Source organism: Rufibacter roseolus (assembly GCF_017916365.1).
GTDB classification, from domain to species: domain Bacteria; phylum Bacteroidota; class Bacteroidia; order Cytophagales; family Hymenobacteraceae; genus Nibribacter; species Nibribacter roseolus.
Genome location: NZ_JAFMSU010000001.1, coordinates 1,558,541 through 1,575,034 on the forward strand (window position 1 = coordinate 1,558,541; position 16,494 = coordinate 1,575,034).

At 51.3% G+C, this 16,494-nt stretch carries 14 protein-coding genes; 6 read left to right on the plus strand and 8 right to left on the minus strand.

What is annotated here, in order from left to right; translation table 11 throughout:
• Window positions 1-18: 18 nt before the first annotated feature.
• Both J3P35_RS06160 and J3P35_RS06165 read right to left on the minus strand, forming a co-directional pair.
• Entirely contained in the window at window positions 19-921 is a 903-nt protein-coding gene (locus J3P35_RS06160) for a polysaccharide deacetylase family protein (RefSeq protein ID WP_210463463.1), read from the minus strand.
• Window positions 922-1,193: 272 nt separating this feature from the next.
• On the minus strand, window positions 1,194-1,385 hold the full coding sequence (locus J3P35_RS06165; RefSeq protein WP_062542753.1) for a cold-shock protein: 192 nt from the start codon (window positions 1,383-1,385) through the stop codon (window positions 1,194-1,196).
• Window positions 1,386-1,752: 367 nt separating this feature from the next.
• On the opposite strand from J3P35_RS06165, the gene J3P35_RS06170 reads away from it, so the two are divergent.
• The gene (locus J3P35_RS06170) at window positions 1,753-2,826 is read left to right on the plus strand and encodes an oxidoreductase (RefSeq protein WP_210463464.1); all 1,074 of its coding nucleotides are present in this window, start codon (window positions 1,753-1,755) and stop codon (window positions 2,824-2,826) included.
• Between the two features lie 11 nt (window positions 2,827-2,837).
• Window positions 2,838-3,440 (plus strand): hypothetical protein, encoded by a 603-nt coding sequence (locus J3P35_RS06175; protein ID WP_210463465.1) that lies wholly within the window; start codon window positions 2,838-2,840, stop codon window positions 3,438-3,440.
• A 191-nt stretch (window positions 3,441-3,631) separates the two neighbouring features.
• Here the strand turns inward: J3P35_RS06175 and J3P35_RS06180 are convergent, their stop codons facing one another.
• Window positions 3,632-4,846 carry an OmpA family protein gene (locus J3P35_RS06180; RefSeq protein ID WP_210463466.1) on the minus strand — a complete coding sequence of 405 codons (1,215 nt, stop codon included), beginning with the start codon at window positions 4,844-4,846 and terminating at the stop codon, window positions 3,632-3,634.
• Window positions 4,847-5,168: 322 nt separating this feature from the next.
• The gene (gene typA, locus J3P35_RS06185) at window positions 5,169-6,974 is read right to left on the minus strand and encodes a translational GTPase TypA (RefSeq protein WP_210463467.1); all 1,806 of its coding nucleotides are present in this window, start codon (window positions 6,972-6,974) and stop codon (window positions 5,169-5,171) included.
• Window positions 6,975-7,537: 563 nt separating this feature from the next.
• Between typA and J3P35_RS06190 the strand changes: the two genes are divergently transcribed.
• From J3P35_RS06190 to metG, 4 genes are all read left to right on the plus strand, one after another.
• A complete protein-coding gene (locus tag J3P35_RS06190; RefSeq protein ID WP_210463468.1) occupies window positions 7,538-8,362 on the plus strand; it encodes a DUF3050 domain-containing protein in 825 nt (274 codons plus the stop codon).
• Window positions 8,363-8,428: 66 nt separating this feature from the next.
• Complete coding sequence (locus J3P35_RS06195) at window positions 8,429-8,734, plus strand: hypothetical protein (RefSeq protein WP_210463469.1); 306 nt, start codon at window positions 8,429-8,431, stop codon at window positions 8,732-8,734.
• Window positions 8,735-8,795: 61 nt separating this feature from the next.
• Entirely contained in the window at window positions 8,796-9,101 is a 306-nt protein-coding gene (locus J3P35_RS06200; RefSeq protein ID WP_210463470.1) for a hypothetical protein, read from the plus strand.
• A gap of 896 nt (window positions 9,102-9,997) precedes the next feature.
• Window positions 9,998-12,043: a methionine--tRNA ligase gene (gene metG, locus J3P35_RS06205; protein WP_210463471.1), complete on the plus strand. Its 2,046-nt coding sequence runs from the start codon at window positions 9,998-10,000 to the stop codon at window positions 12,041-12,043.
• 82 nt (window positions 12,044-12,125) lie between these two features.
• Here the strand turns inward: metG and J3P35_RS06210 are convergent, their stop codons facing one another.
• From J3P35_RS06210 to J3P35_RS06225, 4 genes are all read right to left on the minus strand, one after another.
• Window positions 12,126-12,998: an energy transducer TonB gene (locus tag J3P35_RS06210; RefSeq protein ID WP_210463472.1), complete on the minus strand. Its 873-nt coding sequence runs from the start codon at window positions 12,996-12,998 to the stop codon at window positions 12,126-12,128.
• Window positions 12,999-13,095: 97 nt separating this feature from the next.
• Window positions 13,096-13,968, minus strand: a complete 873-nt coding sequence (locus tag J3P35_RS06215) for a hypothetical protein (protein ID WP_210463473.1) — start codon at window positions 13,966-13,968, stop codon at window positions 13,096-13,098.
• 155 nt (window positions 13,969-14,123) lie between these two features.
• The gene (locus tag J3P35_RS06220; RefSeq protein WP_210463474.1) at window positions 14,124-15,101 is read right to left on the minus strand and encodes an NAD(P)H-quinone oxidoreductase; all 978 of its coding nucleotides are present in this window, start codon (window positions 15,099-15,101) and stop codon (window positions 14,124-14,126) included.
• A 180-nt stretch (window positions 15,102-15,281) separates the two neighbouring features.
• A complete protein-coding gene (locus J3P35_RS06225; protein WP_210463475.1) occupies window positions 15,282-16,442 on the minus strand; it encodes a lactonase family protein in 1,161 nt (386 codons plus the stop codon).
• Window positions 16,443-16,494: the final 52 nt, after the last annotated feature.

Below are 16,494 nucleotides of genomic sequence, written 5' to 3' on the forward strand. Positions count from 1 at the left end.
CAGAATTTCTAGGTTCGCTTAAAAGCTGTTCACAATGCTATTATGCAAACCTTTAGTGCTCCAGTAACCACTGGCGATGATGCGACGGATGGTGAACAGCGGGTCTTGCGGATCACGTTTGGTAGCTAAGATATAAGCCGCGTCAAAACCACGTTTCTTCAGTTCAGGAATAGCTTCTGGTCGCCACAAACCAAATGGGTAGGCAAAGTACTTGATGGGTTTGCCGGTGATCGCTTCCAGTTGCTTCGTGGGTTTCTCAATCTGGGTGATCCAGTCTTTGCCTTCGTACTTCTTCACGTTGTGGTGGTCATAGGTGTGGGAGCCTATCACGTGCCCGGCATCTGACAATTCTTTGATCTGCTCTTTGGTCATGTAGTTGGGCCGACCAATAGAAACGGTCATGATGAAGAAGACGCCTTTGAAGCCGTACTTGTCCAGTTCTGGTTTAGCAACGGTGTACTGGTCCAGTTTGGTGTCATCAAAGGTGAGCATGATGGGCTTGCTGGGCAGCGGGGTGCCTTTGGTGAGGTAATCTTGCAGTTGGTCTGGCAAAATGGTGTGATACCCGCTATCAGCCAGCATCTTCATCTGGGCCCTGAATTCATGGGGCTTCACGATGTAGTCTTTGCCTACTTTTCCGTCATGGGAGTTCCACTCACGTATCTGGTGGTAGCACAGAATGGGCACCTGCGGGCGGGCCAGGATGGTGGAGGCAGTGGCTGGTTCAGTATCGGTGGGGGCAGCGGTTGTTTGGGTAGATGGAGCCGGAGCTTGTTCTGTCTTGGCGCCGGCCGTCACTACCGGCGTGGCAGATACGGCAGGAGCATTCTCTGTTTTTTTATCGGGAGTGGAGCAGGCAAAGAAACTCAGCCCAAGGGCTGCCAGGAGGAAGAAACGACTTCCGTGTTTAGTAAAAGGCATAGGTATTAAAAAGGAAGATCTGTAAAGTGAAATGCCCTGGCTGCCTGGAAATCCGCTCCAGGGCGGCTCGCCATGCCAAGAATATTTCAATTGTAATCTACTACAATCTTGCGGTAATCTGAAGCTGTTTTAGCCCTGTTTTCTGTAAAATAAGCCAAAAAGGAAAGGCTGATTTCTCCAGGGCAGGGATTTATGAAAATGGGTAGGGCCTAAAAGCAAAAAGGGCCTCACGTGTGGTGAGGCCCTTTTGGAGGACTGATGTATATTAAAACTTAAGCAAGTTTCACATTTACAGCGTTCAAACCTTTGCGGCCTTCTTTCAGCTCAAAAGTTACTTCGTCATTTTCTCTGATTTCGTCCACCAAGTTAGATACGTGCACGAAATACTCCTCATTGGAGTCTGCGTCTTTGATGAAACCAAAACCTTTGGAATCATTAAAGAATTTTACTTTACCGTTTTTCATTAATGTGATAATGTTATAATAAACAAATGTAGAGATTAAAATCTACATTCTGTCTTTTTAGACGAAGTATATTACGGAACATGTCTTTTTTAGTTCCTGGAGCCGTTAACCTAAGCCCATAGCCAGCACCCGCAGAGCACTACAAAGACAGGTTTGGGCACTAGAAGTCTGCAGAGAATCAGGCTTTTGGAATTTTCCTGTTTTAAATCATCCTGCTGAGATAACCGAAGTGTAATACTTTGCCAAAGAGAATTTTAATATCTGTAAGTGGCTTTTGATACCTTGCAGATGAAAGCGTTTCTCCTTGGGTTAAAGGTTAAACCCCATGAGGAACGCTACTTTTAGTATTAGAACAGAAAAGCATTCCATGGCAGAAACACAGAACACCATTAAAGTAGGGCTCATTGGTTTCGGGATGGCCGGCCGCATTTTCCATGGGCCATTCATCCACCTGGTAGCCGGGCTGGAACTGGTGCGCATCCGGGAGTCACGTGAGGAAAACATCCAGATTGCCCGCAGCCGCTATCCACAGACGCAGATCACGAGCCAGGTAGATGACATCCTAGATGACCCAGCCATTGATTTGGTGGTGGTGGCCACGCCCAACAGTTCGCATTATGGTTTAGCAAAACAGGCTCTAAATGCAGGCAAGCACGTGGTAGTGGAAAAGCCGTTCACGCCCACCGCCGCTGAGGCCGATGAACTGATCCAACTCGCCCAACAGAAAGGAAAGATTCTTACCGTTTACCAAAACCGCCGTTGGGACAGCGATTTCAAGACGGTGCAGAAAGTGCTGGCGAGCGGCGTGCTGGGGAACGTGGTGGAGTACAAAGCCCACTTTGACCGGTTCCGGCCGGCGCTCAAAGGCAATACCTGGAAAGAAGAAGAGGCCCCTGGCTCGGGCATCGTCTTCGACCTGGGTTCTCACCTCATTGACCAGGCCTTGGTGTTGTTCGGGCTCCCGCAGGCTATCTCCGCCGATGTCAGAATTCAGCGCCCCAGCAGTCCGGTAGTAGACAAGTTTGAGGCCACACTGTTCTATGAGCATCTCAAAGTAACCTTATCGGCGGGGTTGCTGGTGCGGGAACCAAGTCCAAGATACATCCTCCACGGTGACCAAGGCTCCTTCCTGAAGTACGGCTTGGACGTGCAGGAAAAAGCCCTCAATGATGGTTTGCTACCCCACCTTACGCCTAACTGGGGCGTAGAGCCCGAAAGCATATGGGGGCAATTGAACACCGAGTTCCAAGGTCTTCATTTCACGGGGAAAATAGAAAGCGAACCTGGCCATTACCGCAGCTTCTATGAGAATGTCTACCTGGCTATCAAAGGAGAGGCGCCGCTGGCGGTAAAGCCCGAGCAGGCCCGGGACGTAATCAGAGTAGTGGAACTCATCATGCAAAGCAGCCAGGAGAAACGGACGGTTCCGTTTCAGGCATAGGAAAAGTAGACATGAGTAGAAGTTATATCCTCCTGCTAGCCTTCTTGGTTCTAGCTTTTTCAAGTTGCTCTGATGGTTCGTCTAAAGCTGAAACAACGGTTGGTAACTCAAAGGAAAACCCTGCGATTTCCCTTGACAAAGAGTCTGGTGAGCAAGCCTTCCAAGATGGTCTCCAAAGCCTCTTGGCAATAAAGAAGAAGATTTCAAAAGGGAACTACAAGCAGGTAGAAGACTTTATTAGCCAAGTCAACTCCAGTATATCAAAAGACTCGGTCCGGATGACCACAGAGGAAAGATTAAGCTTTCCTCAGCCAAGTAAAGAAATTCTGGTAGACTTCCTGAAATCAATCAACTCTGATTCCTTACGGGCTACCAAGAGATTTGAAAAGAAGTATTCCTTTGGCTCAGCACCCAAAGGGTATAATCCGGACAGCAGCGGGTGCCCAGACGGACTTACCTTGACTTTTGACGAAAACACCCAGGAATTCACTCTTTCTATTGCCAATAGGTTCTTGGTTGATGCTGACATAGGATGTGTAGAGTCAATGACTATTTACTATTTAACAGCGGAAAAGGAGAGAATCAGGTTGAAGAGATTAGAGTATGCTGGTTAGTTAAGTAAATACCATGCTTCTCGAAACGGCCGACGCTTAGCGTCTGGTTTTCACAAAACACCATAAAAAAGGCCCGCTATATAACAGCGGGCCTTTTTTATGGTAGAAAGTCGTTTCTACATCCTCTACATGAAGAAACAGCTTTGATAGGTTAAAAGAGCATGTTGGTTGTAGGTAATGGGCTAGGGTAATTAAATCTTGACAAACTCTACTCTGCGATTATTGGCCTTGGCCTCTGCCGTGGTGCCTTTGTCCAGCGGCTTGCTTTCACCCTGGCCTTTGGCTTTCAGACGGCTATCCGCGATGCCCTGGCTCACGAGGTAGGTTTTCACAGCCTCGGCGCGTTGCTGGCTCAACTTCAGGTTAGAGGCGTCGTCTCCATCTGTGTCAGTGTGGCCATCTACGCTGAAATTAAGGGAAGGTTGCTCCTGCATGAGTTTTACAATGCTGTTGAGGGTACCCATAGATTCTGGCCTGATCACGGCTTTGTTTGTATCGAATTTTACGCCGTAGGTCACAATCTTGCCGGTGGCCAGCACCTGGTCATAAAGTTTCTTACCGCCCTCCGCAATGAACACGTTTTTCACCATGGCATTTCCTTCTATCCGTCTATCTGATTTGATCTTCAGGTTAACCGGTTTACCGGTGACGTTGGGGATGTTGATGAGGCGATGTTGATCAAGGTAGATTTTCATGCTGCGTTTGTTGAAGGCGATGGACACGTGGCGCCACTGGCTTTTGGTACCGGCAGCCTCTAACTCAGCAGAATTCGACCCGAAGTTTTTGAAGTGTACCCCTTCCGGCGAAATCACAATCGGGTCCCAGAACATGCCGTGGGTAGCCTCGTTGTACTTGTTCGCGTCGCTCAGGAAATAGATTTCATAAGCCATGTTGGGGTTATCTGAGTCAAAGTAGACGTCCATCTCTACGGTAAACGTTTCAGGCAGATAGTTCTCGGTCTTCATTAGCGGGCTGATGGCGGTGCCGTTGCTCACCAGGTGAATCACATCAGTGCCGCCAAAGGAAGCTACCTCCGCGTTTCCATTTTTCAGATCCCAGCGGGAAGGGAACTCGCCGTTTTCCTCGCCTTTGAGGTTATCGGCGAACAGTACTTTGTCACCGGGCACAAAATCATATTTGGTCCAGACTTTCGCCTTAACCTCCGGGGCAGCCGCAGTGCCCTCGGCTTCTGCTTCCTCTGCCGCAGTTTCCTGGCTTTCCTTTGCTGCCCCGCTAGTTGCTTTTTTGCCGCTGGTTACCTGGTCTGCCGTTTTGTTTATTTTGGCATCTATCTTCTCGTTGACTTTGCTTTTGAGTTTGTCAGCGATGTTGAACTGAGCGTGTGCCGGAAGCACTAAAAGGAAGAGGGCCAAAGCCCCGCCAAGCATAGAAAGTCTTGAATTCATAACAGAAAGGAATGAAGGGTTTGAATATGTGATAGAAGTTAGTCTATGAGAGTGCCAGTAAATTGTTCAACCCTGGCCGCTTATATAGACAAAGAACCTTAAGGCAACCCCTATCCCCGTGGATGATCCCTGAAATAAATTCTGCTTGCCTAATATCAGAGCAAAGCAAAGCGTGACTTTTGCGAAAGGTGGGAAATGAAAAGGAAGATGGGTGAAGGTCTTTGGCCGGCCTTTTCATTTTAGGCGCGTTTTTAGAAAAACAGCCATAAAAAAGCCTTACCGCGGGTAGCAGTAAGGCTTTTAAAGGAAATATCAATACTTATTATCCTTGGGAGTTTCCGTAGCGCTTGCGCTCGTTCTCGTCAAGGTAGATTTTACGCATTCTAATGCTCTTAGGCGTCACTTCCAGCAATTCGTCTTTCTGGATGTATTCCATGGCTTCTTCCAGGGAGAATTGTTTCTTAGGAACAATCTTCACGTTGTTGTCAGAGCCGGAGGCACGCATGTTGGTCAGCTGCTTTCCTTTCTGGATGTTCACGGTCAGGTCATTCTGACGAGAGTGCTCACCGATAACCATACCCATGTACACATCCTCGCCGGGCTCCACGAAGAACACACCGCGGTCTTGCAGTTTGTCAATGGAGTAAGCAGTACCAGGACCATTTTCCATCGCGATCAAGGAACCATTGATACGACCCGGGATTGGGCCTTTGAACGGCTCGTAGCTGATGAAACGGTGGTTCATGATGGCCTCACCGGCAGTGGCAGTCAAAACGTTGTTACGCAGACCAATTAAACCACGGGCCGGGATGTTGAACTCCAAATGCTGTAGGTCGCCTTTCGGCTCCATGATCAGGAGGTCACCTTTACGCTGGGTTACCAATTCAATAACCTTACCGGCAGACTCTTCAGGAACGTCCACTACCAGGTGCTCCATTGGCTCCATTTTCTGGCCGTTTTCTTCTTTGAAGATCACCTGTGGCTGACCCACCTGTAACTCATAGCCTTCGCGGCGCATGGTTTCAATAAGTACAGACAAGTGAAGGATACCGCGTCCGTACACTAGGAAGGTGTCTTCTTTGTCGGTCTCGTCTACGCGCAGGGCCAGGTTTTTCTCGGTCTCTTTGTACAGACGGTCACGCAAGTGACGGGAAGTCACGAACTTACCTTCCTTCCCGAAGAAAGGAGAGTTGTTGATGGTGAAGAGCATGTTCATGGTTGGCTCATCAATAGAGATGCGCTCCAATGGCTCTGGGTTCTCAAAATCAGCTAAGGTATCGCCAATGTCAAAGCCTTCAATACCGGTCACGGCGCAGATCTCGCCGGCAGATACAGACTCAACTTTTACTTTGCCAAGGCCTTCAAATACCTGAAGTTCTTTGATCTTCACTTTCTTGATAGAACCATCGCGCTTGCAAAGGCTCATGTTGGCGCCTTCTCTCAAAGTACCGCGTTTTACGCGCCCGATGGCGATACGGCCCACGAAAGAAGAGTAGTCCAAAGAGGTAATCTGCATCTGCGGCGTGCCTTCTTCTGAAGGAGCCGGAGGGATTACGTCAATGATAGCCTCCAAAAGAGGAATGATGTTATCAGTTGGTTTCTGCCAGTCGGTGCTCATCCAGCCGTGTTTGCTGGAACCATACAACGTCACGAAGTCCAGCTGGTCTTCAGTGGCGTCCAGGTTGAACATCAGGTCGAACACCATTTCGTGTACTTCGTCCGGACGGCAGTTCTCTTTGTCTACTTTGTTTACTACCACAATCGGCTTCAAGCCCAGAGAGATAGCTTTTCCTAGCACGAAACGGGTCTGCGGCATAGGGCCTTCGAAGGCATCTACCAGCAGCAATACGCCGTCGGCCATTTTCAAAACGCGTTCTACCTCACCTCCAAAGTCGGCGTGACCAGGCGTGTCAATGATGTTGATTTTCACATCTTTGTAACGCACCGATACGTTTTTGGAAACGATGGTGATGCCGCGCTCCCGCTCCAGGTCATTGTTGTCCAGGATCAGGTCGTCGAACTGTTGGTGCGCGTCAAATATCTTTGAGGCGTGGATGATTTTGTCTACCAGCGTGGTTTTACCGTGGTCCACGTGGGCAATAATCGCGATGTTGCGGATACTTTGCATTCAGAGGTTATTTTCAGCCCGCAAAGGTAGGGTTTTTCTCAGGCTTTTCTATACTTTTTATGAAAAACGCCTTTTGCCCAACCAGTTACGGATGTTTGCTTGTTGGGAAGAACAGCTCTATGCACTACTAAGTTCCGGTTAGGGCCATGCTTCATAGTAGAAGTACGGTAGATTACTACTCCGCTAGGTACTATATTTACGTATAAGGTAACAAGCATAATTGGTCCCTAAGTCCAGGTCCGGTATTTTCATTATCAAGGGTGGATTTCAGCTAAAAAGGTCAGTCAGAAAGGCAGGTGGGAGCATTCCAGCACAGGTTTCTTGCATTTTGTTAGAAGGTAATTCACTGACTTTAAGCCTAGAGAAACCACTTAGGAAACGATGGCTCTTTTTGTCCAAAATAAGATAAAATAAAAATAAAACGAACGTGCGTTTTTTGCGTAATCACCGGTTCCAAACGTACCTTTACCCTCCAGGATAGCAGTCTGCAGAAGAGGAGATGTTTGGGGGCCGGGACCGGAAAATCCGTAGTCTGTCTATACCTAATTCTATACCCCCATACTATGCCCGTAACTTTAGATAATTCCGTATCCTTATCTACCCTGTCTCCCTATTATCAGGAAAAGATAAGCTGGCTACAGCAGTCTCTTCGCCCGCACCGCGAAGCCCTGATGCAGCATCCGCTCTACGAGTCCATCTATGACCTGGCCGACCTGCGGGTTTTCATGGAGCACCACATTTTTGCTGTTTGGGATTTCATGAGCCTGCTCAAAAGCCTGCAGCGCCACCTTACCTGCGTAGATGTGCCCTGGACCCCGCACGGCACCCCTGCCAACCGCAGACTCATTAACGAGATTGTGCTGGAAGAAGAAACCGATGTGGACCCCGCCGGAAACCCCATCAGCCATTTTGAACTATACGTGCGGGCCATGGAAGAATGCGGCGCCGATGTCCGCCTGATCCACGAGTTCATGGCCGGTCTGCACCAGGGCAAATCGGTATTCGCCCAACTGGAGAACCTGCCGGTGCCGGGCCACACCCGCGATTTTGTGTCGCACACGTTTCAGATCATCAACAGCGGCCAGGTACACCGCATCGCGGCCGCCTTTACCTTCGGGCGCGAGGATGTGATCCCAGATATGTTCCGCTGCCTCATTGGTGACTTGAACCGCCGTTACCCCGGTACCCTTGACACCTTCCAATATTATATGGACCGCCACATCCAACTGGATGATGAGGTACACTCACCGCTGGCCATGCGCATGGTGGCTGAATTGTGCGGCCAAGATGAGCACAAATGGGAAGAGTGCCTCCAGGAAGCCATAGCCTGCCAGAAGATGCGCCTGCACCTGTGGGACGGTATTCTGGCCAGCCTGCGGCGCTACTAAGCGGCCTAAATCCTTTGGGTGGGGGTTGACGTACTGTAAAGCACAGAGACCTTAACACACAAGACTATGGATTTAGAGAACCTGAGCTCCAACAGCGAGAATATTGAGAATACCGGCTACCTGATTTTAAAAGCCTTCAAAGCCAAAGGCACCCAGGCCGAAGAAGTTTTAGGATGGACTGAAATCTACCCTTTCCTGCACCAGGAGGATGAAAAGCTTCATTACCAGGATGTGCAGAAACGGGCCGAGGAACATTTACGGAACCAGGGGTACGCCACGCCAGACCCATCTGGTCTGCGGTTGACGCCTGTAGGCTACAAAGCGGTGCAGGAACTGGAGGATGAGGATTTAAGCCAAAGCAACGCCCGATAAGCCATAAACCATGCAGACGTTTTGGAGCAGTTTTGGAAAAAGGAGGCGTAAAACGTCTGGGTTGATATGGTGTGCCCTGTGGAGCGCCTTAGCTGTGGGTTGCACCTCATCCAGGGAAAGTCCCCCGCTGGAAACAGCAGGACAGCAACGCACCTACCGCGCCACCCCCACCTCGCGTGACCTGAACAACCAGGCCAGCCAGGTGAACCAGAAAAAGAACATAGAGGACCGCAACCCCAACTCCCCCGGCAACCAGACCCCGGCCGTCCGGAGCCAGAAAATCCTCCCGGGCCGGCAACCCGTAGCGCCAGACACCATCCGGCGCCCAGCCATGCCGCCCACGGTAGGCACCACCACGGGCCAGTAACAGAAAACCGTTTTCAGGCCCTTTCCCTGGAAACAACCCCAAAACGCCGCGACCTCCCCAGAAGTCGCGGCGTTTTGTTTTGCTGTGTGGATAACGGCTTGTGCAGACCTGAAACCCACCCCAACTCCTCTGAGGAGGGGAATCTAGTAATGCGTGAGAAGGTAGTTGAGCAGTGTTTTTGGTTGTTGGTGATAACACCAACAACGGTGGGCGCGACGCAAGAGGATTGGAAGAGAATGGTAAGGTGAATGTAGGGGCACCTCTTGTGGGTGCCCTTCCAGGTGGTAAACGTTCTTTGCAGAGGGCCCGCCGGAGACAAGGCATGCCTTGTCTCTACAGGTTAATAAAACTACCAAACGTACAACCATCTGAATTCTGCGGCAGGCCGGGGCGAAGGCCTACGGTGAGGCCGAGGCACAGGCTGCAGCACGGATGAACTGCTCAAGCAGTAATGGCCTGCGTTGGCTATGCAACAGAGGACGCTGGCGGGGTGGTACCTTGATGGAAGCCTCACTGTCCGAGCGTCAGCGAGTTTGAGGCTTCTTGATTCTTTTGGTTACTTTTCTCATCAAGGAGAAAAGTGACAAACGCCCGCAGACCCCGGCTGCAGTTCTGAGACTTGGCAAGGAAGGGATTAGAAAGTAAAGACCCAAATACATGTTTGAGGGTGACGCCTCACTGCAGTTGCAAACTGCAGACCATTATAGGTCCAAGTTGAAAACTTGAACCAGAGAAGAGAGAGGTATTCAAAAGAACCAGCAAATTCAGTAAAAGAAAATGCTCAAAGAGAAAATAACTCAACCCGGCAGGAGAGAGAAAAGGCATTTTTATTGCCAGTAGAACCACAAAAAAACCTCCCTGCAAATTCGCTATATTTGCCCCTTCAAAGAAAGACTATGGCTGAAATAACCTATCCCCAACGATATACTTTGACCGCGGCGCTGCCCTACGCCAACGGCCCCGTGCACATTGGGCACCTGGCCGGCGTGTACATCCCCGCCGATATCTATGCCCGTTACCTGCGCTCGCGCGGCCGCGATGTGAAGTTCGTGTGCGGCTCAGATGAGCACGGTGTTCCTATCACCATCCGGGCCAAGAAAGAAGGCATCACGCCGCAGCAGGCTGTGGACAAATACCACGAGCTCATCAAGAAATCCTTCTCCGATTTCAACATCTCCTTCGATACCTATTCCCGCACCTCATCACAGACGCACCGCGAGGTTTCCTCCGGGTTCTTCCTGAAGCTCTACAACGAGGGCAAGTTCATTGAGCAGACCACTCAGCAGTACTATGACGAGAAAGCCCAGCAGTTCCTCGCCGACCGCTACATTGTGGGCACCTGCCCCAAGTGCGGCAACGAGAACGCCTACGGCGACCAGTGCGAAAGCTGCGGAACCTCGCTTAACGCCACAGATCTCATCAACCCCAAAAGCACACTGAGCGGGGAGCCTCCGGTGCTGCGCGAGACCAAACACTGGTACCTGCCGCTGGATCAGTACGAACCCTGGTTGCGCGAGTGGATTGTGGAAGGCCACAAAAACGACTGGAAAACGAACGTGTACGGCCAGTGCAAAAGCTGGATTGACCAGGGACTGCAGCCGCGCGCTGTGACGCGTGACCTGGACTGGGGCGTTCCCGTGCCGGTAGAAGGTGCCGAAGGAAAAGTACTCTACGTGTGGTTCGATGCGCCCATCGGGTACATCTCCGCCACCAAAGACCTTACGCCCGATTGGGAAACCTATTGGAAAGACAAAAACTCCAAACTGGTGCACTTCATTGGCAAGGACAACATCGTGTTCCACTGCATCATTTTCCCGGCCATGCTCAAGGCCCACGGTGATTACGTGCTGCCGGATAACGTGCCCGCGAACGAGTTCCTGAACCTGGAAGGCAACAAGATCTCCACCTCCCGCAATTGGGCCGTGTGGCTGCACGAGTACATGGAGGAACTGCCCGGCAAAGCCGATGTGCTGCGCTACGTGCTCTGCGCCAATGCCCCCGAGACCAAGGACAACGACTTCACCTGGAAAGACTACCAGGCCCGCAATAACAACGAGCTGCTCGCCATCTTCGGGAATTTCATTAACCGGGTGGTGGTGCTCACGAACAAATACTACAACGGGGTCGTGCCGCAACGCGGTGAGTTGACTTCTTTTGACGAGGAAGTACTGGCCCAACTAGCCGATTTCCCTGAGAAGGTTGCCGCTTCCCTGGAACAATATCGTTTCAAAGAAGCTTTGGGTGAACTGATGAACCTGGCGCGCCTAGGCAACAAATACCTCGCCGACACTGAGCCCTGGAAACTGATCAAGACAGATGCCGCTCGCGTAGAGACCATCATGAACATTGCGTTGCAGATCTCAGCCAGCCTGACTATATTGTCTGAGCCGTTTTTGCCGGAAACAGCCAATAAACTCGCCGCGATGCTCAATTACACGCCGGGCAAGTGGGACGAGGCGGGTTCACCTGATCTCATTTCTTCGGGGCACAATATCGGCGAAGCCGCTTTGCTGTTTGAGAAGATAGAAGATGCCGTGATTGAAGCGCAGGTGCAGAAACTGCTCAACACCAAAAAAGAGAACGAACTGGCGAACGCTGTGGCCGCGCCGGCCAAAGAAGACATCAACTTCGAGGATTTCTCCAAGATCGACATCCGGATAGGTACAATCCTGGAGGCTGAGAAAGTAGCCAAAACCAAAAAGCTCCTGAAGCTGAAGGTAGATACCGGCATTGACCAGCGCACCATCGTGAGCGGTATTGCCGAGCACTTCAACCCCGAGGAAATCATCGGTCAGCAAGTGAGTGTGTTGGTGAATCTGGCGCCTCGCGAGATCAAAGGTATTGTGAGCCAAGGAATGCTCCTGATGGCTGAGAACGCCGATGGATCTTTGGCCTTCATGCAGCCTTCTAAGCCAGTGGTGAACGGCGGTGGCGTGAGCTAACTGAACACAAGCGCCGTTTTTGAGCTGTTTCCTGAAAAAGAAGCCGAAAACAGAAACCAAATAGAAAAGCCCCGCCGGGAATTTACCTGCGGGGCTTTTTCTTTGCCGGTTTTACGGGTTCATCCATTATTTGGAAGGACACGGGTATTGTATACCTTGACTTTACCCTTCTACCATTTACCAGGGCAGGGTTCCAGGCGGTTGAAGCTTCCAGTTTTTGAAGCACTACTTTATTAAAACCGTCGTATGAGCTGTTTAGCGCCTTGAATTCTCCTAAATGGCCTTTGTCATCTACCGTAAACTGTATGTAAATGGTAGCTTGTACATCTGCATATAGTTCATTTTCAGGGTAGGGGATTGTACTGGCAAGCTTTTGTACGAAAGCCTGGATACCAGTCTTGGGTTCGGCCCTTTGGTCCAGCTTAATAAAGACAAAATCTTTCTGGGCGGGCCGGTACGTGAAGGCAGAAACCAGCAGTGAATCTTTATAGAAGTAACGCGAATTTTCTGTGCTGTCTTTGTTCCAGTAATTGCTGTTGCCAGTGCCTTTGACCAGATAGGGTATGTTGTCACTATTCCACAATTGTGCGTAAAGTACGCGCGTGCCGTTGGCTATGATGTCTGAAGAGGGTTGTCCGGCTTTCGTGAAGGTATGCACCCTGGCCTTCAGGTTGCTGAAATAAGGCTCCACCAAATAATCGGCTTGGACTCTGACATACCACAAATAATCATCGGCTTCGTCTAAAGAGGTTGTGCCGGTTATAAAGCTTTTCTGCTTCAGCGTATCATATTCATAATCTTCTGTCCGCACTTTGTTTGCCTCTAAGAAGTAGCGCCTTTCAAAGCCAGTTTTAACGCTACGTTGGGTTTGGAACCTTTCTGAAAAGTATCTGACCTCTTGTGAAAAGGCCGTCACAGAAAGCAGGGAAAGAATAAAGCAAAAGATGAAGCGCATGGGAGGGGAAGTCTCATGGGGAATGAGGTGTAAATATAAATAGAGGAAAGCATATATAGGAACCGAAGCAGAATTGCCTCGTTATTGATCCCAAGCGTTAATCCTCAATGAAGACCTGATTTTTGGGCGGGAACAGCATGTCAACAGCCTGTATGAGCCTAGCGCGTGTCTTCTTGTTGCGCTTGATCAAAGCCAACGACTTGTACTGGAACTGCTGCAGGCGGGCCACGTCCTGCGCAACGGTAAAGTTTTTCAGGTGAGACTCCAGGAAGAACTGGCTGATGTGCTCATTCCACTCGTCTTTGTTGCCCCAATAGTGCGCAAGCCAAGGTTTGGCTTCCCGCAGGCTATAGGTCTCCTGCAGGGCCACCGAAAGCGCAAATTGCTCAATAAGGCGGGGCGTTACCTGTTGGGCGCACATTTTGTCGCAGATATCCAGGGCCAGGGTTACGGCCGCCAGGTTGTGCTGGCTTGGCAAAGCCACCACGCCTGCGTTCCACATCTGGTGGTGCTCATTCAGTTTAAACCTTCCCAAATCCATGCCTTGCACTTGTTGCCACATCCGCTTCTCGGTTTTGCTCGGCAGCTCAGAGAGTCTTCCTTCGGGTTGGTGCATGAAGGCCGTCCCTTTCCTTAGTTGGCTGCACAACTCCTGCGGATTCTGGTACAGGAATACGTCTGAGTCTACGTACATCACCGGCTGGTCTGGACTCTCCTTGATGAGTTGCTCAATGGCTTTGATCTTCACGCGCCAGAAGAATTGGTGCGGACCTTCCCAGGCGGTGAGCTGTTCCTGGGTTACGGTGATCACCTGAACCTGCTCCCTGAGGCGCTCATAGTATTGCGGGTAATCGGTGAAGACGTAGATGGTGTTCAACTCCTGCTGGTACCGCAAAAACGACAGAATGGCGAAGTTTGCCTGGTAATGGTTTTTGATGTTGGGACCAAAAGTGAGGAACAGTAGGTTCATGCAGGGCTTCAGTGAAGAATCAGAAGGTTAAAGATAAGGTGAAAGGATTGACCATGAAAAGAAGGAGTGCCTGCTCCTTTGTTTTAAGGCCATTTTTCTGGAAACAGGCGCTAAACCTAAGGTCTTCTCCTTTACTCTATCGGGTACTTTGGGGTTTAATCCCGGGATACCTTGAGAACGATTTTTCCAATATGGCCGCTGCTTTCCATGAGGGCATGTGCCTGGGCGGCATCGGCTAAGTCAAAGGTTGTATAGAGGACGGGTTTGAACTTTCCATTTCCCAGGTTGGGCCAAACGTGCTGCCCAACTTCGGCGGCGAGGGCGGCTTTGAAATCAGCGGAGCGTGGGCGCAGGGTGCTGCCGGTAATGATGAGGCGCTTCTGCATGACCTGGCGCACATCAAACTGGCCCTGGGCGCCTTGCATGGCGTTGATGAACACCAACCTACCATCGGGTTTGAGCAGGCTCAGGTTCTTGGGGATGTATTCACCGCCAATCATGTCCAGCACCACGTCCACGCCATCGGCTTTGAGTTCCTCGGCAAAGTCCTGGGTTTTGTAGTTGAGGCAGCGGTTGGCGCCTAGTTCTTCGCAGGCGCGGCATTTCTCCTCGGTGCCTGCGGTGGCGTACACCGTGGCGCCCCAGGCCTTGGCCAACTGAATGGCCGTAATCCCGATGCCGCTGCTTCCGCCGTGCACCAGAAAAGTCTCGCCTGGCTGTAAAGCGCCTCTTTGGAAGACGTTGTGCCAGACGGTAAACACGGTCTCGGGCAGGGAAGCGGCCTCCTCAAAGCTCCAGCCTTGGGGCACGGGCAGGCAGTGGCGAGCGTCCACTACCGCGTATTCGGCGTAACCCCCGCCGGGAAGCAGGGCGCACACGGCATCGCCTGCTTTCCAACGCTCCACCCCCTCGCCGCAGGCTTCCACGGTGCCCGCAATCTCCAGGCCCGGAATGTCAATGGGAGCGCCCACTGGTGGCGGATAATTGCCTTTGCGTTGTGCCACATCGGGGCGGTTGATGCCGGCGGCGTGCACGCGCACCAAAAGCTGGCCCGCCTCCGGTGCCGGAATAGCGCGTTCCTGTACCTGCAATACCTTGGGTGCGCCTGGTTCTGTGATCACCACTGCTTTCATTGTCCCATTTTTTAGATGAAGTATATAGAACCTATACCTTTTGCCGGGAGGGAGGTTTCAAGTTGGGCGCAAACCATTGGAAATGCTCCGGAAGCCTACCTTGAGTAAGGCAGGAACCAGAAAATGGAGGAGTCGGTTTAAGCCCTGTTTTACAGAAAACAGGCCCTAAACAGTTTAGAGTTACGGTCTTGGGGTCTGCGGGAAAGCGGGCACCACCTGCACGTACACCGGTGATGGCACCGCGGCGGAGTTTCCGGTGTAGGTCAGCTTGCCGGTCTGGGTGTCTACTTTGAAGGTGGTGATGTTGTTGGAGCGTTGGTTGGCCACCAGCATGGTTTTGCCCGAGGGGCTGAAGGTGAAATTGCGGGGCCAGTTGCCCTGGGTGCTTGCGTGCTGCACCAGCGTGAGTTTATTGGTGTTTTGGTCAATGGCGAAGACCACAATGCTGTTGTGCCCCCGGTTAGAGCCGTAGAGGAAACGACCATCAGCGGAGACGTGGATGTCAGCGCAGGAATTTTCTCCGGTATAGTCTGCGGGCAGCGTGGGCACGGTTTCCACCTCGGTAAGGGCACCGGTCTGTGGATTATAGTTGAAAGCCGTAAGCGTAGCGTTCAGCTCATTGATCACGTACGCAAAGCGCTTGTTGGGGTGAAACGTAAGGTGCCGCGGCCCGGCGCCGGTCTTGGCCGTGTACGCCGACTGCCGCTCCAGCTTGCCGCTCTCCTTGTCTATTTTATAGCTGATGACCTGGTCAATGCCCAAGTCCACGGCCAGCGCGAAATTGTTGTTGGGGTCTGGGGTGATGCAGTGCGCGTGCGGACCATCTTGCTGCTGCGGCCGAGGACCTTTGCCGGCGTGCTGTTCCATATCAGTGGAGGCGCTCAAACGGCCATCGGGTTGTACCAGGTAAGCGGAGACGTTACCGCCCACGTAGTTGGCCACCATAGCCATTTTGTTTTTGTGGTCCAGGCTGATGTAGCAGGGCGCGCCGCCCAAAGAAGGTTGCTTGTTGAGAAAAGTAAGGTTACCGGTTCTCTGGTCTACGGAGAAGGCACTCACCGCCCCGCTTTTCTGGCCCTCGTATTCAGTGGTCTCGTTTACTGCGTACAGGTGCTTGCGGTCATTGTCCAGGGTAAGGAACGATGGATTCTCCCCGCCTTTCACCGCGAAAGCCTTGGTCAATGTCCCGTTCTCCTCGTCTAACCGGTAAGCGAAAATGCTCTCGGCATCTGGCTTGGCGTAACTACCCACGTAGACCAGCATTTCCTGTTGCGAGGAACTTTGCTTCACCACAGAACAGGCGACCAGCAATACGGTTAAGACGATTAAAAGTGACATCATTGTTTTCATAGATCAGAGGAACGAAGTGTTGGTGAAAGATGCCAAAAAGATG

What these genes read in the sequence shown, in the direction of transcription:
- J3P35_RS06180 (WP_210463466.1), bottom strand. Translation starts at nt 4,846, where the DNA reads ATGAATTCAAGACTTTCTATGCTTGGCGGGGCTTTGGCCCTCTTCCTT.
- J3P35_RS06195 (WP_210463469.1), top strand. Translation starts at nt 8,429, where the DNA reads ATGGATTTAGAGAACCTGAGCTCCAACAGCGAGAATATTGAGAATACC.
- metG (WP_210463471.1), top strand. Translation starts at nt 9,998, where the DNA reads ATGGCTGAAATAACCTATCCCCAACGATATACTTTGACCGCGGCGCTG.
- J3P35_RS06210 (WP_210463472.1), bottom strand. Translation starts at nt 12,998, where the DNA reads ATGCGCTTCATCTTTTGCTTTATTCTTTCCCTGCTTTCTGTGACGGCC.
- J3P35_RS06165 (WP_062542753.1), bottom strand. Translation starts at nt 1,385, where the DNA reads ATGAAAAACGGTAAAGTAAAATTCTTTAATGATTCCAAAGGTTTTGGT.
- J3P35_RS06215 (WP_210463473.1), bottom strand. Translation starts at nt 13,968, where the DNA reads ATGAACCTACTGTTCCTCACTTTTGGTCCCAACATCAAAAACCATTAC.
- J3P35_RS06220 (WP_210463474.1), bottom strand. Translation starts at nt 15,101, where the DNA reads ATGAAAGCAGTGGTGATCACAGAACCAGGCGCACCCAAGGTATTGCAG.
- J3P35_RS06160 (WP_210463463.1), bottom strand. Translation starts at nt 921, where the DNA reads ATGCCTTTTACTAAACACGGAAGTCGTTTCTTCCTCCTGGCAGCCCTT.
- J3P35_RS06170 (WP_210463464.1), top strand. Translation starts at nt 1,753, where the DNA reads ATGGCAGAAACACAGAACACCATTAAAGTAGGGCTCATTGGTTTCGGG.
- J3P35_RS06225 (WP_210463475.1), bottom strand. Translation starts at nt 16,442, where the DNA reads ATGATGTCACTTTTAATCGTCTTAACCGTATTGCTGGTCGCCTGTTCT.
- J3P35_RS06190 (WP_210463468.1), top strand. Translation starts at nt 7,538, where the DNA reads ATGCCCGTAACTTTAGATAATTCCGTATCCTTATCTACCCTGTCTCCC.
- typA (WP_210463467.1), bottom strand. Translation starts at nt 6,974, where the DNA reads ATGCAAAGTATCCGCAACATCGCGATTATTGCCCACGTGGACCACGGT.
- J3P35_RS06175 (WP_210463465.1), top strand. Translation starts at nt 2,838, where the DNA reads ATGAGTAGAAGTTATATCCTCCTGCTAGCCTTCTTGGTTCTAGCTTTT.